Source organism: Streptomyces corynorhini, assembly GCF_003346515.1.
GTDB lineage: Bacteria > Actinomycetota > Actinomycetes > Streptomycetales > Streptomycetaceae > Streptomyces > Streptomyces corynorhini.
On the sequence record NZ_QQNA01000158.1, the window covers coordinates 409 to 23,025 of the forward strand.

At 69.2% G+C, this 22,617-nt stretch carries 21 protein-coding genes; 13 read left to right on the forward strand and 8 right to left on the reverse strand.

Going from position 1 to position 22,617, the window contains the following annotated elements; genetic code table 11:
* The first annotated feature begins 2 nt into the window (after positions 1 to 2).
* Complete coding sequence (gene dcd / locus DVH02_RS20125) at positions 3 to 485, forward strand: dCTP deaminase (protein WP_233518341.1); 483 nt, start codon at positions 3 to 5, stop codon at positions 483 to 485.
* A 7-nt stretch (positions 486 to 492) separates the two neighbouring features.
* The gene (locus DVH02_RS20130) at positions 493 to 990 is read left to right on the forward strand and encodes a phosphoribosyltransferase (protein ID WP_114625226.1); all 498 of its coding nucleotides are present in this window, start codon (positions 493 to 495) and stop codon (positions 988 to 990) included.
* Positions 991 to 1,215: 225 nt separating this feature from the next.
* Here the strand turns inward: DVH02_RS20130 and DVH02_RS20135 are convergent, their stop codons facing one another.
* The 3 genes from DVH02_RS20135 to DVH02_RS20145 all read right to left on the reverse strand — a co-directional run bounded on the left by DVH02_RS20135 (position 1,216) and on the right by DVH02_RS20145 (position 5,630).
* Positions 1,216 to 2,274 carry a Yip1 family protein gene (locus tag DVH02_RS20135; protein WP_114625227.1) on the reverse strand — a complete coding sequence of 353 codons (1,059 nt, stop codon included), beginning with the start codon at positions 2,272 to 2,274 and terminating at the stop codon, positions 1,216 to 1,218.
* 412 nt (positions 2,275 to 2,686) lie between these two features.
* A complete protein-coding gene (locus tag DVH02_RS20140; RefSeq protein ID WP_114625228.1) occupies positions 2,687 to 4,945 on the reverse strand; it encodes a (Fe-S)-binding protein in 2,259 nt (752 codons plus the stop codon).
* Between the two features lie 79 nt (positions 4,946 to 5,024).
* Positions 5,025 to 5,630: a sugar transferase gene (locus DVH02_RS20145; RefSeq protein WP_407697651.1), complete on the reverse strand. Its 606-nt coding sequence runs from the start codon at positions 5,628 to 5,630 to the stop codon at positions 5,025 to 5,027.
* A 434-nt stretch (positions 5,631 to 6,064) separates the two neighbouring features.
* Between DVH02_RS20145 and dnaK the strand changes: the two genes are divergently transcribed.
* Genes dnaK through DVH02_RS20170 form a run of 4 tightly spaced genes read left to right on the forward strand, consistent with a single transcriptional unit; the run spans position 6,065 to position 10,309 of the window.
* The gene (dnaK, locus tag DVH02_RS20155; protein ID WP_114625229.1) at positions 6,065 to 7,942 is read left to right on the forward strand and encodes a molecular chaperone DnaK; all 1,878 of its coding nucleotides are present in this window, start codon (positions 6,065 to 6,067) and stop codon (positions 7,940 to 7,942) included.
* Positions 7,939 to 8,601 carry a nucleotide exchange factor GrpE gene (gene grpE / locus DVH02_RS20160; RefSeq protein ID WP_114625230.1) on the forward strand — a complete coding sequence of 221 codons (663 nt, stop codon included), beginning with the start codon at positions 7,939 to 7,941 and terminating at the stop codon, positions 8,599 to 8,601. Before dnaK ends, grpE begins: the two co-directional genes overlap by 4 nt.
* A 42-nt stretch (positions 8,602 to 8,643) precedes the next feature.
* Positions 8,644 to 9,837 carry a molecular chaperone DnaJ gene (dnaJ, locus tag DVH02_RS20165; protein WP_114625231.1) on the forward strand — a complete coding sequence of 398 codons (1,194 nt, stop codon included), beginning with the start codon at positions 8,644 to 8,646 and terminating at the stop codon, positions 9,835 to 9,837.
* A 4-nt stretch (positions 9,838 to 9,841) separates the two neighbouring features.
* The gene (locus DVH02_RS20170) at positions 9,842 to 10,309 is read left to right on the forward strand and encodes a heat shock protein transcriptional repressor HspR (protein ID WP_114625232.1); all 468 of its coding nucleotides are present in this window, start codon (positions 9,842 to 9,844) and stop codon (positions 10,307 to 10,309) included.
* A 71-nt stretch (positions 10,310 to 10,380) separates the two neighbouring features.
* Here the strand turns inward: DVH02_RS20170 and DVH02_RS20175 are convergent, their stop codons facing one another.
* Both DVH02_RS20175 and DVH02_RS20180 read right to left on the reverse strand, forming a co-directional pair.
* Positions 10,381 to 11,181 carry an HTH domain-containing protein gene (locus tag DVH02_RS20175; protein WP_114625233.1) on the reverse strand — a complete coding sequence of 267 codons (801 nt, stop codon included), beginning with the start codon at positions 11,179 to 11,181 and terminating at the stop codon, positions 10,381 to 10,383.
* Between the two features lie 549 nt (positions 11,182 to 11,730).
* Entirely contained in the window at positions 11,731 to 12,741 is a 1,011-nt protein-coding gene (locus DVH02_RS20180; protein WP_114625234.1) for a helix-turn-helix transcriptional regulator, read from the reverse strand.
* A 126-nt stretch (positions 12,742 to 12,867) separates the two neighbouring features.
* On the opposite strand from DVH02_RS20180, the gene DVH02_RS20185 reads away from it, so the two are divergent.
* The gene (locus DVH02_RS20185; RefSeq protein WP_325051387.1) at positions 12,868 to 13,044 is read left to right on the forward strand and encodes a hypothetical protein; all 177 of its coding nucleotides are present in this window, start codon (positions 12,868 to 12,870) and stop codon (positions 13,042 to 13,044) included.
* Entirely contained in the window at positions 13,041 to 13,361 is a 321-nt protein-coding gene (locus DVH02_RS20190) for a Rieske (2Fe-2S) protein (protein ID WP_114625235.1), read from the forward strand. The genes DVH02_RS20185 and DVH02_RS20190 overlap by 4 nt, the downstream gene beginning before the upstream one ends.
* A gap of 157 nt (positions 13,362 to 13,518) precedes the next feature.
* On the opposite strand, the gene DVH02_RS20195 is transcribed toward DVH02_RS20190, so the two are convergent.
* The gene (locus DVH02_RS20195; protein WP_114625236.1) at positions 13,519 to 13,923 is read right to left on the reverse strand and encodes a TIGR03618 family F420-dependent PPOX class oxidoreductase; all 405 of its coding nucleotides are present in this window, start codon (positions 13,921 to 13,923) and stop codon (positions 13,519 to 13,521) included.
* 353 nt (positions 13,924 to 14,276) lie between these two features.
* On the opposite strand from DVH02_RS20195, the gene clpB reads away from it, so the two are divergent.
* From clpB to DVH02_RS20220, 5 genes are all read left to right on the forward strand, one after another.
* Positions 14,277 to 16,883: an ATP-dependent chaperone ClpB gene (gene clpB / locus DVH02_RS20200; RefSeq protein ID WP_114625237.1), complete on the forward strand. Its 2,607-nt coding sequence runs from the start codon at positions 14,277 to 14,279 to the stop codon at positions 16,881 to 16,883.
* 111 nt (positions 16,884 to 16,994) lie between these two features.
* On the forward strand, positions 16,995 to 17,735 hold the full coding sequence (locus DVH02_RS20205) for an SDR family oxidoreductase (RefSeq protein WP_114625238.1): 741 nt from the start codon (positions 16,995 to 16,997) through the stop codon (positions 17,733 to 17,735).
* Between the two features lie 194 nt (positions 17,736 to 17,929).
* Positions 17,930 to 19,204 (forward strand): AAA family ATPase, encoded by a 1,275-nt coding sequence (locus tag DVH02_RS20210; RefSeq protein WP_114625239.1) that lies wholly within the window; start codon positions 17,930 to 17,932, stop codon positions 19,202 to 19,204.
* The gene (locus tag DVH02_RS20215; RefSeq protein ID WP_114625240.1) at positions 19,182 to 19,769 is read left to right on the forward strand and encodes an RloB family protein; all 588 of its coding nucleotides are present in this window, start codon (positions 19,182 to 19,184) and stop codon (positions 19,767 to 19,769) included. Before DVH02_RS20210 ends, DVH02_RS20215 begins: the two co-directional genes overlap by 23 nt.
* Positions 19,770 to 19,850: 81 nt before the next feature.
* Complete coding sequence (locus tag DVH02_RS20220; RefSeq protein ID WP_114625241.1) at positions 19,851 to 20,381, forward strand: YbjN domain-containing protein; 531 nt, start codon at positions 19,851 to 19,853, stop codon at positions 20,379 to 20,381.
* Between the two features lie 330 nt (positions 20,382 to 20,711).
* Here DVH02_RS20220 and DVH02_RS20225 read toward each other — a convergent pair whose 3' ends face one another.
* Entirely contained in the window at positions 20,712 to 20,921 is a 210-nt protein-coding gene (locus DVH02_RS20225; protein WP_114625242.1) for a DUF397 domain-containing protein, read from the reverse strand.
* On the reverse strand, positions 20,918 to 21,754 hold the full coding sequence (locus DVH02_RS20230; RefSeq protein WP_114625243.1) for a helix-turn-helix domain-containing protein: 837 nt from the start codon (positions 21,752 to 21,754) through the stop codon (positions 20,918 to 20,920). Before DVH02_RS20230 ends, DVH02_RS20225 begins: the two co-directional genes overlap by 4 nt.
* Positions 21,755 to 22,617 lie beyond the last annotated feature (863 nt).

Below are 22,617 nucleotides of genomic sequence, written 5' to 3' on the forward strand. Positions count from 1 at the left end.
GTATCGATGTGCGGCTCGACCGGTATTTCCGGGTGTTCGAGAACCACCGCTATCCACATATCGACCCCGCCGTCGAGCAGGTCGATCTGACGCGCACGGTCGAGCCGGAGGGCGACGACCCGTTCATCCTGCATCCCGGCGAGTTCGTGCTCGCCTCGACGTACGAGGTCATCTCGCTCCCCGACGACATCGCCTCCCGTCTGGAGGGGAAGTCCAGCCTCGGCCGGCTCGGGCTCGTGACGCACTCGACCGCCGGGTTCATCGACCCCGGGTTCTCCGGACACGTCACCCTCGAACTGTCGAACATGGCGACGCTGCCCATCAAGCTCTGGCCGGGTATGAAGATCGGGCAGCTGTGTCTGTTCCGGCTCAGTTCGGCGGCCGAGTTCCCGTACGGATCCGAGCGGTACGGTTCGCGCTACCAGGGCCAGCGGGGGCCGACGGCGTCCCGTTCTTATCTCAATTTCCACCGGACGCAGGTGTGACGCGGCGATGACCGAGACCCGAGAGAACCTGACGTACGAGAAGTTCGGGGGCGCCGTCCGCGAACTCGCGCAGATAGTCGCCGACGACGGTTACGAGCCCGATGTGGTGCTGAGCATCGCGCGCGGGGGCGTCTTCGTCGCCGGTGGCCTCGCCTACGCGCTGGACTGCAAGAACATCCACCTGGTGAACGTCGAGTTCTACACCGGGGTGGGCACCACGCTGGCCATGCCCGTCATGCTCGCTCCCGTCCCCAACGCCATCGACTTCTCCAACAAGAAGGTCCTGATCGCGGACGACGTCGCCGACACCGGCAAGACGCTCAAGCTCGTGTACGACTTCTGCGTCGACCACGTCGCCGAGGTCCGCAGCGCCGTCATCTACGAGAAGGCGCAGTCGCTCGTGAAGTGCGAGTACGTGTGGAAGCGCACCGACGACTGGATCAACTTCCCCTGGAGCGTCGAGCCGCCCGTGGTGCGGCGCGGCGGGCAGGTGCTCGACGCCTGACCGGTGGTTCTGGTCGATGGTTCTGGCCGGTGGGCCTGGCCGGTGGGCCTGGCCGGTGGGCCTGGACGGCGGTTCTGACCCGCCTTCCAGGCCCGCCGCCTGACGGGTGGTCCTCGTCCCGGCTCCTCGTCCGTGCTCCTCGTCCCTGGTCCCCGCCCGGGGCCGCCCGCGCCCACGGACAAGGCCCCGTGGCCCGTCCCCGCGGACGGTTCCACGGGGCCTCTCTCAGATCGTGCCCAGCTTCAGCAGCGACAGCAGCGCGATCAGCTGAATCGCCGACGCGCCCAGCGCCTTCGGCCACGGCAGGTCGTGCGACTTGCTCACCATCATCGTGAAGAGCGCCGCCGCGCCGACCCAGGTGATCCAGCCCAGCGTCTGCACGAGAGAGTTGTCGCCGCCCAGGAAGAGGGCGAAGAGCAGCCGCGGCGCGTCCGTGACCGACATGATCAGCATGGAGAGGCCGACGGTCGGCTGCCAGGCGCCGTTCCCGCCCAGCTGGCGGGCGAGGGTGTGGGTGACCGCGCCGAGCATCAGGCTGCCGATGACGAGGGCGACCGCCGTCGTCAGGACGTACGGCACGGCCAGGGCGAGCCTGGCGTTGATCACTTCCTCGCGGGCCGTGTCGAGCCCGAAGAGGGCCAGCAGGCCGTAGACGAACGTCACGATCAGGGCCGGGCCCCAGACCGGGTAGTCCCGCATCTGGTAGAACGTCGCGGCCGGGCGCATCACGATCCCGCTCAGCAGCTCCTTCCAGGGCAGCCGGGGACCCGGGGGCGCCATCGGTCCTGCCGGTCCCGCGGGAGCGCCCGCCTGGTAGGCCGTGCCGTCGCCGTACGGGTCCTCGTGGATGCTGAACGCCTGGGTGTGGCCCGGGTTGTTGGCGTACGGGTCGCCCTGCGGGGCGCCGCGCCCGGCCGGACCGCCGTGGCCGCCCTGGCCGCCGTAACCGCCCCCGTGCCCGCCTCCGTACCCGCCTCCATGACCGCCCTGACCACCCGGGCCGCTCGGGGCGCCGTACCCGTCCGGCTGCTGCCGCTGGCCGTACGTGTCGCCGCCGAAGTACTCCGGCTCGCCGTGCCCGCCACCCGCTGGAGGCCAGTGCTGCTGCCCCTGCTGCTGCCCGTACGGAGGCGCGGCCTGTGAGCCGCCTCCGTACTGCGGGGGCGGCGCCTGCCGTCCGTACGGCGGTTGCTGCTGCGGGTGTTGCCGCTGCTGCTGTTGCCGTTGCGGTTCCTGTTGCGGGGTGCGGTTGTCCCGGCCGCGTCCGATCCTGAATCCAGCCACGCGATCGAACGTACCCGCTCACGGAGCACTCGGTGGCTGCGCGGCGGAACGCACGGCCCATTGCTGCCGAGCTGTGACATCCCCTAGGGGCAATACCAGTGACTTTGCGGCTGCCGGGGCTGTCGGCGGACCGTGTTTCCGCAGGTGAGGCCGCCGAACTGGCCCCTATGTCACTGGTATTGCCCCTAGGGGACCGGAAGAACCCGGAAGAACCCGGAAGAGCACCGGAAGAGCACCGGAAGAGCACCGGAAGAACACCGTACGGACCCGGCGAGGGGGATTCCTCCCGGAAGATCGACTCCCGTCACCGCCCCCCCCACGCGGAAGCGGTCGGATCCGTCCTTCCGGATCCGACCGCTCCCGCGCGGCACTCAGGGCCTCTCGTCCGTGGCAGGCCGCCCGGCCCGCTGTCTCACTTCGCCGGCTCGGGCTCCGGCTCCCGCTCCTCCGGCTCGCTGCGCGCCGGTGTGCGCACCGACTCCAGCAGCAGCTGCGCCACGTCGACCACCTGGAGCGACTCCTTGGCCTGCCCGTCGCCCTTCTTCCCGTTGACGGAGTCCGTGAGCATCACCAGGCAGAACGGGCACGCCGTCGACACGATGTCCGGGTTGAGCGAGAGCGCCTCGTCGACCCGCTCGTCGTTGACGCGCTTGCCGATCCGCTCCTCCATCCACATCCGCGCCCCGCCCGCGCCGCAGCAGAAGCCGCGCTCCTTGTGGCGGTGCATCTCCTGCTGGCGCAGACCGGGGACGGCCGACATGATCTCGCGCGGCGGTGTGTAGACCTTGTTGTGCCGGCCCAGGTAGCACGGGTCGTGGTACGTGATCAGGCCCTCGACCGGGGTGACGGGGATGAGCTTGCCCTGGTCCACCAGGTGCTGGAGCAGCTGCGTGTGGTGGATGACCTCGTACTCGCCGCCGAGCTGCGGGTACTCGTTCGCGATGGTGTTGAAGCAGTGCGGGCAGGTCGCGACGATCTTCTTCGAGCCCTTCGGCTTCTTCGTCGAGGCGTCTTCGTCGTCCTCGCCGTACGCCATGTTCAGCATCGCGACGTTCTCCTGGCCGAGCTGCTGGAACAGCGGCTCGTTGCCCAGGCGGCGCGCCGAGTCGCCCGTGCACTTCTCGTCGCCGCCCATGATCGCGAACTTCACGCCCGCGATGTGCAGCAGCTCCGCGAACGCCTTCGTGGTCTTCTTCGCCCGGTCCTCCAGGGCGCCCGCGCACCCGACCCAGTACAGGTAGTCGACCTCGGTCAGGTCCTCGATGTCCTTGCCGACGACCGGGACGTCGAAGTCGACCTCCTTGGTCCACTCGACGCGCTGCTTCTTGGCCAGCCCCCAGGGGTTGCCCTTCTTCTCCAGGTTCTTGAGCATCGTGCCCGCCTCGGACGGGAACGCGGACTCGATCATCACCTGGTAGCGGCGCATGTCGACGATGTGGTCGATGTGCTCGATGTCCACCGGGCACTGCTCCACGCACGCGCCGCAGGTGGTGCACGACCACAGCACGTCCGGGTCGATGACGCCGTTCTCCTCGGCGGTGCCGATCAACGGGCGCTCCGCCTCGGCGAGCGCGGCGGCGGGGACGTCGGCCAGTTGCGCCGCGCTCGCCTTCTCCTCGCCCTCCATGGTCTTGCCGCCACCGGCGAGCAGATAGGGCGCCTTGGCGTGCGCGTGGTCGCGCAGGGACATGATCAGCAGCTTCGGCGAGAGCGGCTTGCCGGTGTTCCAGGCCGGGCACTGCGACTGGCAGCGACCGCACTCGGTGCAGGTGGAGAAGTCCAGCAGGCCCTTCCAGCTGAACTGTTCGACCTGGCTGACCCCGAACACCGCGTCCTCGGCCGGGTCCTCCCAGTCGATCTTCTCGCCGCCGCTGGTCATCGGCGGCAGCGCGCCGAGGGCCGTCCCGCCGTCCGCCTCGCGCTTGAACCAGATGTTGGGGAAGGCGAGGAAACGGTGCCAGGCGACGCCCATGTCGGTCTTGAGCGCGACCGTGATCATCCAGATGAAGGAGGTCGCGATCTTGAGGGCGGCGAAGAAGTAGGTGAGGTTCTGCAGGGTGCCGAAGCTCAGCCCCTTGAAGGCGGCGACCAGCGGATACGAGACGAAGAACGACGCCTCGTAGTGGTCGACACCGTGCTGGGCGCCCTCCAGGGCGTGCAGCGTCATGATGCAGACGCCGACGATGAGGATGACGGCCTCGACGAAGTACGCCTGGCCGAAGTTGGAGCCCGCGAAGCGGGACTTGCGGCCGGCCTCGCCCGGCGTGCTCAGCTGCCGGACGACGATCAGGGTCAGAATGCCGAGCACGGTCATGAGGCCGAGGAACTCGACGAAGACGTTGTACGGCGCCCAGTGGCCGATGACCGGCAGCAGCCAGTCGGCCTTGAACAGCTGCCCGATGGCGTTGACGATCGTCAGGAGCAGCGAGAAGAAGCCGATCGCCACGAACCAGTGCGCGACGCCGACCACGCCCCAGGCGTTCATCCGGGTGTGGCCGAGGAACTCCTTGGCCACCGTCACGGTGCGTCGGGCGGGCTCGTCGGTACGGGTCCCGGCGGGGACGGGCTGGCCGAGCCGTACGAAGCGGTAGATCTGCCCGATGGCTCGGGCGAACAGCGCGACTCCTACGACGACGAGTACCAGCGACACGATGATCGCGGCGAGTTGCATTTCGGGGGCTCCTCGGGCCTGCGAGGGTGGTAAATCCGCACTCGGGCTGAGTCTCAGACTGATCGTACTAAGCGGTAACTTAATCAGCTCGTGCTGAGGGTACCCACTTATTCCGCCGCAATGTAGCGCTACGACCGGTGATTTGTGTCGCTGAGGGGACCCTGACCCGGTGTGCGGTCCTGGGGTCCTGTGCGGTCCTGGGGTCCTGTGCGGTCCTGGGGTCCTGCGCGGTCCTGGCGGCCGGGCCGCCCAGCGCGGCGGCGGGGGTACGGGCGAGGATCGCGAGATCGAGGCCGATCCAGTGCTGCTCCACGTAGTGCTGGTCGAGCAGTGGGGCCTCGTCCCACGGCAGCGCCGATCCCCGCCGCACCTGCGCCAGGCCGGTCAGTCCCGGCCGTACGAGCTGACGCCAGGGCGCGGCGGCGGCCGGGGTGCCGAACCTCAGGGGCGCCGGGCCGACCAGCGACAGGTCGCCGCGTACGACGTGGGGCAGCCGGGAGAGCAGGTCGAGCCGCAGTCGCCGGGTGCGCAGGGAACTCAGCAGGAAGGGGTGTCCGTTGAGTCCGGTGTGGTAGCCGCGCACCCGGACGCCGCCCGCCGGGCGGGAGAGTGCCAGCGCGAGGGCGGCGACGGCGAGGACGGGGGCGGCCAGCAGGAGCAGGGCCGAGCCGAGGGCGAGGTCCAACAGGCGCTTGGGTTCGAGAAGGCCGCCGGGATGCCGTCCGGGACGTCCGGGAGGGAGTGGCTTCCGGGGCGCACGGGCTGCGCGGGCTGCACGGGCTGCACGGGGCTCGCGGGGCGTGAGGGCTGTACGGGCTGTACGGGCCGCGCCGAGGGTGTGGGTCGCCCGGGGTGTGCGGGGTGGCCGGGCTGCGCGGGGTGGCCAAGGTGTGGGTCGCCGCATAGTCGCATCTGACCGTTCTCTGAGCGATTTGTGGCTTTTGCCCGGAAACAATCGCATGCTGGAGCGGTGTGCGTACGGCAGGCGCCCCGAAGGGGAGGGCCGACCGTATGCGACGCGCACCTTAGTTGAGTCCCATCGACTCAGGTCCTTTGACTCTCCGGGATCTGTGATGCATCCTTGAGCCTGTTCCACTCAAGTCAGCTGGAGGAATTGAAATGGCACGTGCGGTCGGCATCGACCTGGGCACGACTAACTCCGTCGTCAGCGTTCTCGAAGGCGGCGAGCCCACCGTCATCACCAACGCAGAGGGCGCCAGGACCACGCCGTCCGTCGTCGCCTTCGCCAAGAACGGCGAGGTGCTCGTCGGCGAGGTCGCCAAGCGCCAGGCGGTGACGAACGTCGACAGGACCATCCGGTCGGTCAAGCGCCACATGGGCACCGACTGGAAGATCAACCTCGACGGCAAGGACTTCAACCCGCAGCAGATGTCGGCCTTCGTGCTGCAGAAGCTGAAGCGGGACGCCGAGGCGTACCTGGGCGAGAAGGTCACCGACGCGGTGATCACCGTCCCGGCGTACTTCAACGACTCGGAGCGCCAGGCCACCAAGGAGGCCGGCGAGATCGCGGGCCTGAACGTCCTGCGTATCGTCAACGAGCCGACGGCCGCCGCGCTGGCGTACGGGCTCGACAAGGACGACCAGACGATCCTCGTCTTCGACCTCGGTGGCGGCACCTTCGACGTGTCGCTGCTGGAGATCGGTGACGGCGTCGTCGAGGTGAAGGCCACCAACGGTGACAACCACCTCGGTGGTGACGACTGGGACCAGCGCCTCGTCGACTACCTGGTGAAGCAGTTCGCCAACGGTCACGGTGTGGACCTGTCCAAGGACAAGATGGCTCTCCAGCGTCTCCGCGAGGCCGCGGAGAAGGCGAAGATCGAGCTGTCGTCGTCCACCGAGACCACGATCAACCTGCCCTACATCACGGCGTCCGCCGAGGGCCCGCTGCACCTGGACGAGAAGGTCACCCGCTCGCAGTTCCAGCAGCTGACCTCGGACCTCCTGGACCGCTGCAAGACCCCGTTCCACAACGTCATCAAGGACGCCGGTATCCAGCTGTCCGAGATCGACCACGTGGTCCTCGTCGGCGGTTCGACCCGTATGCCCGCCGTGGCGGAGCTGGTCAAGGAGCTGACCGGCGGCCGTGACGCCAACAAGGGCGTCAACCCGGACGAGGTCGTCGCCATCGGCGCCGTGCTCCAGGCCGGTGTCCTGAAGGGTGAGGTCAAGGACGTCCTGCTCCTCGACGTCACCCCGCTGTCCCTCGGTATCGAGACCAAGGGCGGCATCATGACGAAGCTCATCGAGCGCAACACGACGATCCCGACGAAGCGCTCCGAGATCTTCACGACGGCCGAGGACAATCAGCCGTCCGTGCAGATCCAGGTCTACCAGGGCGAGCGCGAGATCGCGGCGTACAACAAGAAGCTCGGTATGTTCGAGCTGACCGGTCTGCCGCCCGCCCCGCGCGGCGTGCCGCAGATCGAGGTCGCCTTCGACATCGACGCCAACGGCATCATGCACGTGGCCGCGAAGGACCTCGGCACCGGCAAGGAGCAGAAGATGACCGTCACCGGTGGCTCCTCGCTGCCGAAGGACGAGGTCAACCGGATGCGCGAAGAGGCCGAGCAGTACGCGGACGAGGACCACCGCCGCCGCGAGGCCGCCGAGACCCGCAACCAGGCCGAACAGCTCGTCTACCAGACCGAGAAGTTCCTCAAGGACAACGAGGACAAGGTCCCCGGTGACGTCAAGACCGAGGTCGAGACGGCGATCGGCGAGCTGAAGGAGAAGCTCAAGGGCGAGTCCGCCGAGGGCGACAACACTTCCGAGATCCGTACCGCCACGGAGAAGGTCGCGGCCGTCTCCCAGAAGCTCGGACAGGCGATGTACGCGGACGCCCAGGCGGCCGGTGCGGCGGCCGGTGGCCCCGAGGGCGCGGCCGGTCAGGCGCAGGGCGCCCCGGCCGACGACGACGTCGTGGACGCCGAGATCGTCGACGACGAGAAGCCCAAGAAGGACGGTGCGGCGTGACGGAGGAGACCCCGGGCTTCGAGGAGAAGCCCGACGTCCCCTCCGGCGCTCACCCCGAAGACGCCACGCCGAAGGCCGCCGAGCCGGACTCCGCCAAGGAGTCCGGGCCGGCGGCCCCGGCCGGGGACGTACAGGACGTAGCCCTGACCGCGCAGCTGGATCAGGTCCGTACCGCGCTCAACGAGCGCACGGCGGACCTCCAGCGGCTCCAGGCCGAGTACCAGAACTACCGCCGCAGGGTGGAGCGGGACCGCGTCACGGTCAAGGAGATCGCGGTCGCGAGCCTGCTGACCGAGCTGCTGCCCGTGCTCGACGACATCGGCCGGGCCCGTGACCACGAGGAGCTGGTCGGCGGGTTCAAGTCGGTCGCCGAGTCGCTGGAAGCGGTCACGGTCAAGCTGGGACTCCAGCAGTTCGGCGAGGAGGGCGAGCCCTTCGACCCGACGATCCACGAGGCCCTGATGCACTCGTACGCGCCGGACGTCACGGAGACGACGTGCGTCGCGATCCTCCAGCCGGGGTACCGGTTCGGCGAGCGGACGATCAGGCCCGCCCGGGTCGCGGTCGCCGAGCCCCAGCCCGGGGCCCAGGCCAAGTCCGCGGACGAGCAGGCGGGGGCCGCCAAGGACGAGGAGAGCGGTGGCCCCGAGGAGGGCTGACGCGGTGTCAGGCAGTGAAGGCGGAGAGGAGGGACGTCGGGAATGAGCACCAAGGACTTCGTGGAGAAGGACTACTACAAGGTTCTCGGCGTCCCCAAGGACGCCACCGAGGCCGAGATCAAGAAGGCGTACCGGAAGCTCGCCCGCGAGTTCCACCCGGACGCCAACAAGGGCGACGCCAAGGCTGAGGAGCGCTTCAAGGAGATCTCCGAGGCGAACGACGTCCTCGGCGACCCCAAGCGGCGCAAGGAGTACGACGAGGCACGCTCGCTCTTCGGCAACGGCGGATTCCGCCCGGGGCCAGGAGCGGGCGGCAACGGCAGCTTCAACTTCGACCTGGGCGACCTCTTCGGCGGCGCCCAGGGCGGCGGTGCGCAGGGCGCCCCCGGCGCCGGGGGCTTCGGTGGCGGGCTCGGGGACGTCTTCGGCGGGCTGTTCAACCGGGGCGGCGGTCCCGGCACCCGGACGCAGCCGCGCCGCGGCCAGGACATCGAGTCCGAGGTCACGCTCAGCTTCAGCGAGGCGGTCGACGGGGCCACGGTCCCGCTGCGGATGTCCAGCCAGGCCCCCTGCAAAGCCTGTTCCGGCACCGGCGACAAGAACAGCACCCCGCGGGTCTGCCCGACCTGTGTGGGCACCGGACAGGTCTCGCGCGGCTCGGGCGGCGGCTTCTCGCTGACCGACCCGTGTGTGGACTGCAAGGGCCGTGGGCTGATCGCCCAGGACCCGTGCGAGGTCTGCAAGGGCAGCGGGCGCGCCAGGTCCTCGCGGACCATGCAGGTCAGGATTCCGGCGGGCGTCAGCGACGGCCAGCGGATCCGGCTGCGCGGCAAGGGCGCGCCGGGCGAGCGCGGCGGCCCCGGCGGCGATCTGTACGTCGTCGTCCATGTCGACGCGCACCCGGTCTTCGGCCGCAGGGACGACAACCTCACCGTCACCGTGCCCGTCACCTTCACGGAGGCGGCGCTCGGCGGCGAGGTGAAGGTCCCGACGCTGGGCGGCCCCCCGGTCACGCTGAAGCTGCCCCCGGGGACGCCCAACGGCCGTACGATGCGGGCCCGGGGCAAGGGCGCCGTGCGCAAGGACGGCAGCCGGGGAGACCTGCTGGTCACCGTCGAGGTCGTCGTGCCCAAGGACCTCGGCGTCGAGGCGCGCGACGCGCTGGAGGCGTACCGGAAGGCGACCGCGGACGAGGATCCGCGGGCGGAGCTGTTCCAGGCGGCGAAGGGAGCATGACCCCATGGACAGGGACGGGCGGCGGCAGTCCGCGGGATTCGGCGGGGCGTACCAGCTGACCGAGGAGACGCCGGTGTACGTCATCTCGGTGGCGGCCCAGCTCTCCGGTCTGCATCCGCAGACGCTCAGGCAGTACGACCGGCTCGGGCTGGTCTCCCCGGACCGTACGGCGGGGCGTGGCCGCCGCTACTCGGCCCGTGACATCGAGCTGCTCCGGCAGGTGCAGCAGCTGTCGCAGGACGAGGGCATCAACCTCGCGGGCATCAAGCGCATCATCGAGCTGGAGAACCAGGTCGCCGCGTTGCAGTCCCGGATCGCCGAGCTGTCCACGGCGGTCGACGGGGCGGCGGCGGCGATGCGCCAGCGCGAGGCGCAGGTGCACGCGTCGTACCGCAGGGACCTGGTGCCGTACCAGGACGTGCAGCAGACGAGCGCGCTGGTGGTGTGGCGGCCGAAACTGCCGACGGACTGAGGCGGGTAACGGGAGCGGGGTCCGGGAGACGGGCCCCGCTTTCGTGTGTGCGGTGGCTGTCGGGCCGCTCCTCAGCCCAGTTTCCGTTCCTTCGCCGCCGCCTCCGAACTCCACCACGCGCCGAGCGCGAACATCGTGTCGACGCCCACGGCCTCGTAGAGCTTGTTCAGGTCGTTGTTGACGGTCCGCAGGCTGACCCCCAGCTCACTGGCGATCTGCTTGAGCGTGCGGCCCTCCCTGAGCTTGTTGAGGATGCGCCGTGACCTGCTCGTCGTGAGCGTCTCCTCGCGCCGCCTGAACCGGCCTCCCGTCCACGGCTCGGCGCGCTCCCACTGGTGGTCGTAGACGTGGTGGAGGAATGCCACCATGCCGGGGTGGGTGATGCGGAAGGCGGTGTTCCTGTTCCCCTCGGCCCGGTGGTCCGGGACGACAGCGAAATTGCGGTCCACCAGGATCATGCGATCGAAGCCGGTGACGATGGTCCGTATCTCCGCGCCGTGCGCGCTCACCTTCGCGACCCACTCCTGCTCCCCGGCCCTGGCGCGCGCCGTGTCCGAATAGAGCGTGCGGTAGGAGATCCCGCGCCGCAGGATCGCGAGGTCGGAGACGACGGCGCTGCGCAGTGTCTCGGCTCTTCTGTCGCCGGGGTGCGCCGTGCAGATCGTGCTCTTCGCCGAATCCATCGCCTGGGTGATCGCCGCGGTGATGAGTTCGAGGCGGTCGAGGAACTCGACGCCGTTCCCGCTGGGCAGTTCGGCGTTCCGCGTCTGCCGGTGCAGCTCGGACAGCTGGTCCATGCGGCGCAGATGGTGCGCGATGGCGGTGCGCTCCCGCGCCAGGGCCGTCTGCTCGGCGTGGTACAGGTCTGCCACGCTCCACCGGCTGTGGTGTGGGTCGTGCACGGCCAGCCCGAGCGCGGCCAGATCGGCGCACCCGGGTTCTGAGCCCTCGACCTGTTCACCCTGGACGAGCCGGCGCAGCAGCGCGCGAGCCTCCGCCGACAGGTCGAGCGACGGTACGGAATGGAGGGTGACGTTCTCGCGCGGTGTTATGTCCGATCCCTTCGGTTGATCCCCTGCACGATTCCGCAGCGCGCATCAGTGCACTTGCTCGGCGCTTGAACCGTACGGGCCGAACGCGCAGTGTGGAGGCGGCCGGTGGCGCACGGGGGTCGCCGTCGGCCAGGTGCGGCGGGTCGGCACACCGCGGGCGGGGCGGAGCCGGTTCTGTGACAGCGGATCTCTTCCGTGGTCTCTCAGAGCCTGTCGGGTGACCTCTGATCGGGCGGCCACGCCCTGGCCCGCACGCTTCCCGCGTTGCCGAAATGCCCTAGTAGCTCCGCTACGAGGACACTCCGGCGCCTTGGAATCGCACGCACCAGACCGCGTCCGCTTTCCGATCGAAGGTCACCCGACAGGCTCTCAGCCGTCCTGGTCCAGGATCTGCGAGTGGGCGATGAGATAGCCGAGTTGCGCGCGGCTTCCGCTGCCGAGGGTGGTGGCGAGCTTGGCGATGTGGGCGCGGCAGGTCCGTACGTTCATGCCCAGGCGGCGGGCGATCGCCTCGTCCACGTACCCCTCGATGAGGAGCTTCGCGATGGACCGCTGGACGCCGGTGATGCCGTCGGGTGTCGGTTCGTACGCGACCTGTTCGGTGAGGGGGGTGGCACGGCGCCAGAGCAGTTCGAAGACCTGGGCCAGGTAGTCGACGAGCCCCGGATGGCGCAGTTCGAGGGCCACCTGCCGGTCGGAGCGGGCGGGGATGTACGCGACGGTGCGGTCGAAGATGATCAGCCGCTCGGTCAGCTCCTCCAGCGTGCGGATCTCCACCTCGTCCTCGGCCAGCCGCTCCGCGTAGGCGAGCGTGCCCTGGCTGTGCCGGACGGTGTGCTGGTAGAGAGTGCGGATGCCGACACCGCGGTCCACCACGGCCCGACCGCGCTCCAGGCCCTGGGCGAGAACGTGTTCGCTGCGCCCGCCACCGGGCTGCACGGTGAGGACTTCGGTCCGGCACTCCGCCGTGGAGAGGTCGAGCGCGGCGTTGATCCGGCTGTCGCCCTCCAGGACGGTGATCGCGTGGGTGATGGGAGGATCCTGGGCGCTGATGGCCATGAATGGCTCAAAAGCGTCGGTCAGCTCGATGGCGAAGTGCCGGCGCTCCTGGATTTCCCGCTCGACCGGATTGAGGCGCTGCGCGAGGGCGGCGGACGGCGGGACCGGGCGGAGCCAGTCCGAGTCGTCCGGGTCGGGATGCAGCAAGGGGAATTCCATCAGGCAGGGAGCCTGGGCTGCTTCGCTGCGAGCGATGCGCCCCGAGCGCAGTGCGTTGGCGTAGAGCCGCCTCCCGTCATCGCACAATTGGGTGACGGGGTGGGAATGTGTCTGTTTTGCATTGTTTGTGGTCAAAGCTCCACCCCCCAGGGTCTTGAACATGCAGGAACATGATGCCTCGTCCCAGTGGTGTTGACGTGTCCGGATGAGACATCGTCTTCATGGCGGGGGAGAGGAATCCATCAAGTGAGGACGAAGCCGACTATGTATAAGAGAATGCTTCGCGCGGTGGCTGCCACTGCTTTCTCTGCGGCTCTGGCCTTCGGTGCGCTGGCCGCAGGCGGAGACATCGCCTGGAACGTGCCTGCCGGAACCACCACCCAGGCCGCAGAAGCGGGAGACATCGCGTGGAACGCCGTCCCGGGCGATATCGCCTGGACGGCACCGGCCGACATCGGCGCATGACCGTCCCGCCGGACGACCGGGTCTTCCGGCGAGAGATGGCCACGGCTTACCGGTCGGGATGGCACTTCATCGATCTGGTCACGGCCATTCCTCACCGGGGTGACTCGCTGATGGTCACTCTCTTCGGAGAGCCGATCGTCGTCGTGCGCGAAGAGGACGAGGATGTCCGCGCCTACCGCTGCCTTCGGCGGCCACGAGGGGCGCCGCGCCCTGTCAGGTGCACCATCCGGTACGACATGATCTTCGTCAACCTCGACCAGCGTGACCATCAGCTGGTCGGACCACAAACCAACATCGCCACCCCCCGCAGCGCCTGAACGGTTCCCCCGTCGTTGTAGATCGTTCGGGCGCTTCCCCCACACAACGGCGCCATCGTGGACCTGAAACACGATGGCGCCGTTGTGCTTCCCGGGTACGGTGCGCCGGCGCCCCCCCACCGCGCCGCGCGCCGTACCCGGCCCCACGTCCTCAGTCTCAGTAGCGGCCCATCGCCCGCTCCAGCGCGATCTCGATCACGACGCGCTCCGGATTGGGGCGCGGCGCGTGCCCGTACCGCTCCGCGTAACGGCCTTCCGCGTCCGCGACGGCCTCCGGCTCCGTGCGGACCGTGGCGCGGCCCTCCAGCGTCGACCAGCGGCCCTTGTCGAACTGGCAGACGGCGACCCTGGCGCCCGCCGCCCCCGCCGCCCGCACATGCGCGACCTTCCTGCTGCCCCCGCCGCTGATGACGCGGGCCAGCCCGGCTTCCGGATCGTAGGTCACACCGACCGGGACCACGTGCGGGGTGCCGTCCGGGCGCGGGGTCGTCAGCGTGCAGATGTGGCGCGCGCGCCAGAACGCGAGAAGATCGGCGCTGGGGTTCCTTATGTCTTCGGCCATGGAGGAAGCGTAGGGGCGGCGGATTTCCGCCCCGGATCCCGGGCTCGCTCCGTACCCCGTTTCAGTGTTGAGTGGACTAGACTCAACTTTGCGCATGCTGTGAGAGTCAGGGGCGGCGTTGACGGGTGTCGGTGGGAGTTGAGTGCCGGACCGGGAATCTCCGTAAGGGACCGCGAGGGACCGGACCGGAAGCCGGGCCGGAGACCAGCGCCGGGAACCGGGCCGGGAGCCAGGGCCGCGGGAACGGGGCCGGTCCCCGGTCCTGGACCGGGGACCCACCGGGGCCGCACGCCGTAACGGGGCCGGTACGAGGCCGCGCGCAGGCACATTCGCACACGTGAGGAGAGAGCGCAGTGGACGCCGAGCTGACGAACAAGAGCCGGGACGCGATCAACGCGGCCACCAGCCGTGCCGTGGCGGCCGGACACCCCGATCTGACCCCGGCGCACCTGCTGCTCGCGCTGCTGGAGGGCCAGGACAACGAGAACGTCACCGACCTGCTGGCGGCCGTCGAGGCAGATCAGGCGTCCGTACGGGCGGGCGCCGAGCGGCTGCTCGCCGCCGAGCCCAGCGTGACGGGATCCACCGTCGCGCCCCCGCAGCCCAACCGTGAACTCCTCGCCGTCATCGCCGACGCGGCGCGGCGCGCCAAGGAGCTGGGCGACGAGTACGTGTCCACCGAGCATGTGCTCATCGGAATCGCCGCCAAGGGCGGCCAGGCGGGGACGGTGCTCGCGGAGCGCGGCGCCGCCGCCGAGAAGCTGCTCGGCGCGTTCGAGACGGCCAGGGGAGGACGCAGGGTGACCACAGCGGATCCGGAGGGCCAGTACAAGGCTCTGGAGAAGTTCGGCACCGATTTCACCGCCGCCGCCCGCGAGGGCAAGCTCGACCCGGTGATCGGCCGGGACCAGGAGATCCGCCGCGTCGTGCAGGTGCTGTCGCGCCGTACGAAGAACAACCCGGTGCTGATCGGGGAGCCGGGCGTCGGCAAGACCGCCGTGGTCGAGGGTCTCGCGCAGCGCATTGTCAAGGGCGACGTGCCGGAGTCACTGCGCAACAAGCGGCTGGTTTCGCTGGACCTCGGGGCGATGGTGGCCGGTGCGAAGTACCGGGGCGAGTTCGAGGAGCGGCTGAAGACCGTGCTGTCCGAGATCAAGGACAGTGACGGACAGATCGTCACCTTCATCGACGAACTGCACACCGTCGTCGGCGCGGGCGCGGGCGGCGATTCGGCCATGGACGCGGGCAACATGCTCAAGCCGATGCTGGCCAGGGGCGAGCTGCGCATGGTCGGCGCGACCACCCTGGACGAGTACCGGGAGCGGATCGAGAAGGATGCCGCCCTGGAGCGCCGCTTCCAGCAGGTGCTGGTGGCCGAGCCCTCCGTCGAGGACACCATCGCGATCCTGCGCGGGCTCAAGGGGCGCTACGAGGCCCACCACAAGGTGCAGATCGCGGACGCGGCCCTGGTCGCCGCCGCCACCCTCTCCGACCGCTACATCACCTCGCGCTTCCTGCCCGACAAGGCCATCGACCTGGTGGACGAGGCCGCCTCCCGGCTCCGGATGGAGATCGACTCCTCGCCGGTCGAGATCGACGAACTCCAGCGCTCCGTCGACCGCCTCCGTATGGAGGAGCTGGCGCTGAAGAACGAGTCCGACCCCGCGTCCAAGCAGCGCCTGGAGAAGCTCCGCCGCGACCTCGCCGACCGGGACGAGGAGCTGCGCGGCCTCAACGCGCGCTGGCAGAAGGAGAAGCAGGGGCTGAACCGGGTCGGTGAGCTGAAGGAGCGCCTGGACGAGCTGCGCGGCCAGGCCGAGCGCGCCCAGCGCGACGGCGACTTCGACACCGCCTCCAAGCTGCTGTACGGCGAGATCCCCGGCCTGGAGCGGGAGCTGGAGGAGGCGTCGGAGGCGGAGCAGGAGGCCGCCAAGGACACCATGGTCAAGGAGGAGGTCGGCCCGGACGACATCGCCGACGTGGTCGGTTCCTGGACCGGTATCCCGGCGGGCCGGCTGCTGGAGGGCGAGACCCAGAAGCTGCTGCGGATGGAGCAGGAGCTGGGCCGGCGCCTGATCGGCCAGAGCGAGGCCGTCGAGGCGGTCTCCGACGCCGTACGCCGCACCCGCGCGGGCATCGCGGACCCGGACCGCCCCACCGGCTCGTTCCTCTTCCTGGGCCCGACCGGCGTCGGCAAGACGGAGCTGGCCAAGGCGCTCGCGGACTTCCTCTTCGACGACGAGCGCGCGATGGTCCGGATCGACATGAGCGAGTACGGCGAGAAGCACTCGGTGGCCCGGCTGGTCGGCGCGCCGCCCGGATACGTCGGCTACGAGGAGGGCGGCCAGCTGACGGAGGCGATCCGCCGCCGCCCGTACAGCGTGGTGCTGCTGGACGAGGTGGAGAAGGCCCACCCGGAGGTCTTCGACGTCCTGCTCCAGGTCCTGGACGACGGCAGGCTCACGGACGGCCAGGGCCGTACGGTCGACTTCCGCAACACCATCCTGGTGCTGACGTCGAACCTCGGCAGCCAGTACCTGGTGGATCCGCTGACGAGTCCCGAGCGGAAGAAGGAGCAGGTCCTGCAGACCGTACGGTCCTCCTTCAAGCCGGAGTTCCTCAACCGCCTGGACGACCTGGTGGTCTTCTCCGCCCTGTCGCGCGACGAACTCGCCCACATCGCGGGCCTCCAGATCGAGCGGCTGGCCAAGCGCCTGGCGGAGCGCCGTCTCACGCTGGACGTCACACCGGCGGCCCTGGAGTGGCTCGCGGACGAGGGCAACGACCCGGCGTACGGGGCACGGCCGCTGCGGCGGCTGGTGCAGACGGCGATCGGGGACCGGCTGGCGAAGGAGATCCTGGCGGGGGAGGTCACGGACGGGGACACGGTGCGGGTGGACCGGTTCGAGGACGGGCTGATCGTGGGGACGGCGCCCACCTCGCTGGAGAAGACGCCGTAGGGTTTCCCGGACGGAGTCTCCCGGACGAGGCTTCCCGGACGGGAAAACGCTGGAAGCGAGAGCGGCGAGAGCGGCGAGAGCGGCGAGAGCGCCGGGAATTCAGGGGTCGTCATGAGCGAGCAGCCGGTGCCGGTCACCGTCGTCACGGGTGGCAGCCGGGGCATCGGCGCCGCCGTCTGCGCGCGGCTCGCGGCGGACGGGCACCACATCGCGCTCGCCTACCACTCCGACGCGGCGGCGGCCGAGGCCGTCGCCGCGTCCGTACGGGAGACGGGCCGGCGCTGCCTCGCGGTACGGGCCGACACGGCCGACGAGGCCGACGTCGACCGGCTCTTCGAGCGGGCGGCGGCCGAACTCGGCCCGGTCACGGGACTGGTGAACAACGCCGGGGTCAGCGGCCCCGTCGGCCCCCTCGCGGACGCGGACGCGGCCGGTATCCGGCGCGCGCTCGACGTCAACGTCGTCGGCTACCTCCTCTGCGCGCGCCGAGCGGTCCGGGACATGACCAGAACCGGCGGCGGCGCCATCGTGAACGTCTCCTCGGCCGCCGCCACCCTCGGCAGCCCCGGGGAGTACGTGCACTACGCGGCGGCCAAGGGCGCCGTCGACACGATGACCGTCGGCCTCTCCAAGGAGGTCGCGCGACAGGGCATCCGGGTCAACGCGGTGGCCCCCGGTGTCATCAGAACGGAGTTCCACGCGGACCCCGCCCGCCCGGACAAGCTCGCGGACGGCATCCCCCTGGGACGTCCGGGCCTGCCGGAGGAGATCGCGGGCGCCGTCTCCTGGCTGCTCTCGCCGGACGCCTCGTACGCCACGGGAACGATCCTGCGGGTGGCGGGCGGGCGCTGAGCGGGGGCCGGCGGGCGGGGGCCGGCGGCGCGGACCGACAGCGGGGACTGTCAGCGGGGGACTGTCGGCAGGGACTGTCAGTGGCGGGTGGCGACGTTCGGTAGCCGGGTTCTCTGGAGAGCACTACCATCTACATGAATCACGTAATGCGCGATTCACTTGTTCACAAGATGGTGTGGGGAGGGTGACAGTCCATGCTGCTGAGCTTTCGTGTCGCCAACCACGGCTCCCTGCGCGAGCCACAGGAACTGAACCTCGTGCCCGCGTACGGGGACGACCGCCCGGCCGTGCCGGTGGTGGCGCTCTTCGGCGCGAACGCGTCGGGGAAGTCGACGGTTGTGGACGCCTTCCGGTTCTTCAAGGGCGCGGTGCGCGAATCCCAGGCGCGGTGGCTGCCGGGCGCTCCCGTACCGCGTCGGCCGTTCCTGCTCGACCACACGAGCCGATCGGAGCCTTCTTCGTACGGCGTCGACCTCCTGCTGGACGGCGTGCGGTACGTGTACGGGTTCGGCGTCACGGACACCGAGGTGACCGAGGAATGGCTGTACGCGTACCCCAAGGGCCGGAAGCGGGTCCTCTTCGAGCGCGAGGGCCTGGGGATGACGTACGGCGCGACGCTGACCGGGGAGCGGGTGGCGGCGGAGCGGCTGATGCGTCCGAACAGTCTGTATCTGTCGGCCGCCGCGCAGTCCTCGCACAAGCAGCTCAGTGCGATCTGGGGCGAGCTGGGCGGCACGGTGCTCGATGACGACACCCGGGACATCGTGTCGTCGGGCGGTGGACACGTGGTGTGGGTGTACGAGGCGCTCGCGTCGGTGGGACTGCCGGTCGGTAAGGATCTCCTGGCCGCCGCTGATCTGGGTGTCCATGGCATCCGGAGCGGTAGTGAGAGGAACCCGGCAGCCGAGAAGATTTCGCACCTTCAGAAGAGCCGGATGCCGGACGAGGCCCACAACGCGATGGCGCTGACACTGGAGTTCGTCCACCGGGTCGGGGACGAGGAGTTCGCCCTGCCGGTAGAGGCCGAGTCGGCAGGCACGAAGACCTGGCTGACCATGGCGACCACGGCCCTCGTCGACATTCTCAACGGGCACACGATGTGGGTCGACGAGATCGACGTCAGCCTCCACCCCCTTCTCACGGCCAAGCTCCTCACCCTCTTCCAGGACCCGGAGCTGAACCAGCGCAACGCTCAACTCATCTTCACCACCCACGACGCCTCCCTCCTCGGGACGATGCTCGGTGACCAGGTGCTGCGCCGTGACCAGGTCTGGTTCGTGGAGAAGGACGCGAAGACCGGGGCCTCCGAGCTGTATCCGCTCACCGACTTCAAGCCCCGCAAGGGCGAGAACTTCGAGCGGCGCTACCTCGCCGGCAGCTACGGAGCCGTACCGCTCCTGCCGGAAACGGCCTTTGAGGACATGCTCAAGAAGTACTGGGGGACTCATGGCCAGGCCGTTCCCACGTGAGGGCTCGGGCCGCAGGCGCGGCCCCGTACGGCGGTCCGCGCGGACGATGCTGATCGTCTGCGGCAGCAAGGAGACCGAGCGGCAGTACCTCCAGGGGTTACGTGATCACTTACGCAACCCCGCCGTGTCCGTGGTCGTACGCGGCAAGGCATGCTCCCCGACACAGCTCATCACGTACGCGAGCGGGCAGCGGGATCTCAATCCGGGCGGATACGACGAGGTGTGGTGCGTCTTCGACGTGGACGACTACATCGACGTTTCCGACGCCGCGCTGGCAGCCCGGCGGAAGGACATCAGGATCGCCGTCTCCAACCCCTGCTTCGAGCTGTGGCTGCTGCTCCACTTCACCGACCACCGCGCGCACATCGGCACGAAAAAGCTGCTGCCGCTCATGGAGAAGCACGTTCCGGGCTACGACAAGACGCGGATCGACTTCCGTAAGTACCGGGACGAGACGGGCCTGGCGGCGCAGCGGGCCCGGGGGCTGGAGCCGACCGGGGAGGAGCACGGGCGCAATCCCTCGACCGGCGTGTGGCGGCTCACGGACCGGATGGCGAATCCATGACCCGTTGGGACGCGGATGGGGTTGCCACGGGCGGCCCGGGATGGGAGAGGATGGCAGGAACCGTACGAAGGGAAATACACGGTGAGCATCGACCCGTCCTCGATTCCGAATTTCGGGGGCAGCCAGCCCCAACCGCAGGGTGCAGGACCGGCGGGCCCCGTCGTCCCTGACCAGGATCTGGTCAAGCAGCTCCTCGAACAGATGGAGCTGAAGTACGTCGTCGACGACGAGGGCGACCTCGCGGCGCCGTGGGAGGAGTTCCGCACGTACTTCATGTTCCGCGGCGAGGAGGACCAGCAGGTCTTCTCGGTGCGGACCTTCTACGACCGCCCGCACCCCGTGACGGACAAGTCCAAGATCCTGGACGCGATCGACGACTGGAACCGCCGGACGCTGTGGCCCAAGATCTACACGCACGTCCACGAGGAGGGCGACGGTCCGCCGACCGTCCGGCTCATCGGTGAGGCCCAGATGCTGATCGGCATGGGCGTCAACCTTGAGCACTTCGTGTCGTCCACCGTCAGCTGGGTCCGTGCCTCGATCGAGTTCGACAAGTGGCTCGTCGAGCAGTTCGGCCTGGAGCCCGGGGACGAGAAGCCCGAGGACGCCTGAGTCCGGAGCCGACTCCGAGGCCCCGGCCGCACCGTCCGGGCGACCGGACGACCGGACCGAACGGCCCGGCCCGGCCCGTGACCGTGATCCTTCCGATCGCGGTCCCGGGCCGGCGTCTTTCCCTCTCCCAGGATGCCCACGGTGATGGCCCCGGCGCCTGCCGCCAGCGTGCGTAACTCCATGAGCCGCTACCGACCGACCCCGCGACGGAGTTCGCCCCGGACGCGCAGGGCTGACCCCCCGCTCCCCGAAACGCACCTTGTGACACGAGAGGGCTGTCGTCCTCTCCCCTCCGCGGGCCACGCGCGTGGTGTGGCCCGCTCCGGCGTGTCAGGGGCGTGGTGACCTGGCCAGGTCCACGAGGCCGGTCCAGGCGGCGGGGGCGAGCAGGAGCACGGGGCCGTGGGGGCGCTTGGAGTCGCGTACGGGGACGGTGCCGTGGGCGGCGGCGTGGGCGGGGGACCACTCGACGCAGTTGCCGCCGTCCTGGTTGCTGTAGCTGGACTTGACCCAGCTGCGCAGGGGGACATCTTGAGTCACAGTGTCTCCATTTGCTCGCGGATCACTTGGGCCGATGCGGTCGGCGGAAGAGCCGTGGCCGTGAGGACATCGTAGGCGCGTGACATGGCCCGAACCGTAGCGGGATCGTCATCGATAACCGCCGAGTTGAGCGACTCCGTGTAGACGACGCGAGTGCCGTCGGGCGTTGTGAGGATGCTCATGGAGCCGTCCATGAGCAGGTGCGATCCGGTGCTGAACGGCAGCACCTGGACGATGGTTGTGTAACGAGTGCCATGAGCCAGCAGAGCCGCCAACTGGCCGCGCATGACGTCCGATCCGCCCACGGACCGTCTGATCACAGCCTCGCAGATCACGATCGACAGATCGGGTGGAGACCCCTTGTGCAGCAGCTCCTGCCGTGCGATGCGAGCCTCTGCTCGGGTTGTGATCTCATGCTCGGTCGCTCGGGGACTGCCTGCCCTGAACAGTGCACGCGCGTATGGCGTCGTCTGGAGAAGTCCGGGAACCAGGTTCGGTGACCACTCCGCGATGGCGATGGCCCGAGCTTCCAGTTTCATACGAAGCCGGTACCGCGACGGGAAGTCGTTCACGCGCGTTTCGTCGTACAATCGCTTGAAAATTCCGTCCGTTCTAAAGACCTGGTCGAAGATGACCGGGAGATGGCTCGGAATGGGCGGCACCGCGTTTTCGATTCGGGAGATCGTGGACTTCGAGGTGCGTGCGAGCTTGGCCAGCGCCGTCTGCGACAGCTTCCCTTCCTGCCGCAACTCTCTTGCGTCCTTCAGGGCTTCCCCGAATTTCGTGCGCGGGCTACCCATGTCTTCGGTGACGTCATGGTGCTGATCTGCCATTGAATACCCCTTGACCAAGCTTCTGGGAACGCCGTTTAGCGGTCGCATTTATGCAGGTCGAAGCGGTATAGCGTGCGATGCGTCGACCAATGCACAGGTTGGGCCGCCAGCGCCTTCCCAATCTAGCGCCCGCCATTGCATTCTGAACACCCCCGCTCACAATCTGTAGTAAGGGTGCAAGCATTGGTGGATCGTGACGCAGATGAAACAGCTATTCGAGAGCTGCGGGCATTGGTCGAGAACGGCGGCTTCTGGCGCTTGGCGCCCTCCTGGGTTCCGCGTGAATTCGCCTTGCCCACAACGGAGTTGACGAAGCAGATCGAACGTGGACTCAGGGAGTTGCAGGTTGATGTCGAACAGCGAGGCCCGCTGGGTGCTCTCCCGGCTGACCGAGGCATTCGGGACGAACGGAGCGCTCGTGGTGAGAAAGGCGCCGGAATCGAGCGGACCGGAGGGCCAGGGCGGGCCGGAGGGACAGGGCGGGCCGCGCAAGCCCGGCTCGTCGGGTTCGCCGAACGGACCGGGTTCGCCGGACGGGGCGGACGGGGCGGACGGGGCCGACCTCGTGCCCGGGTCCGCCCTGCGGTGGCCACCGTGCGAGTGCGGTGGACCGAAGTGTCCGGACTCCCCGTCCGGCGGGACGCTGAGTCAGCGGGTCGCCGAGCGGAACAGGGCCAGTCGACGGGGCGGCCCGTGATCCCCGCGCGCGCCGGAGCCTTGAAGCGGTTCCGGCGGATGGCGTTCGAGCTGGATATGTGGTGGGCGCTGTACGGGCAGTTCTCTCTGCCCGTAAGGCTGTTCAGCCCGTGCCGACGGCGTGCCTATCATCACGCCCGTACACCCTCGCAGTTGGTTCTATTCAG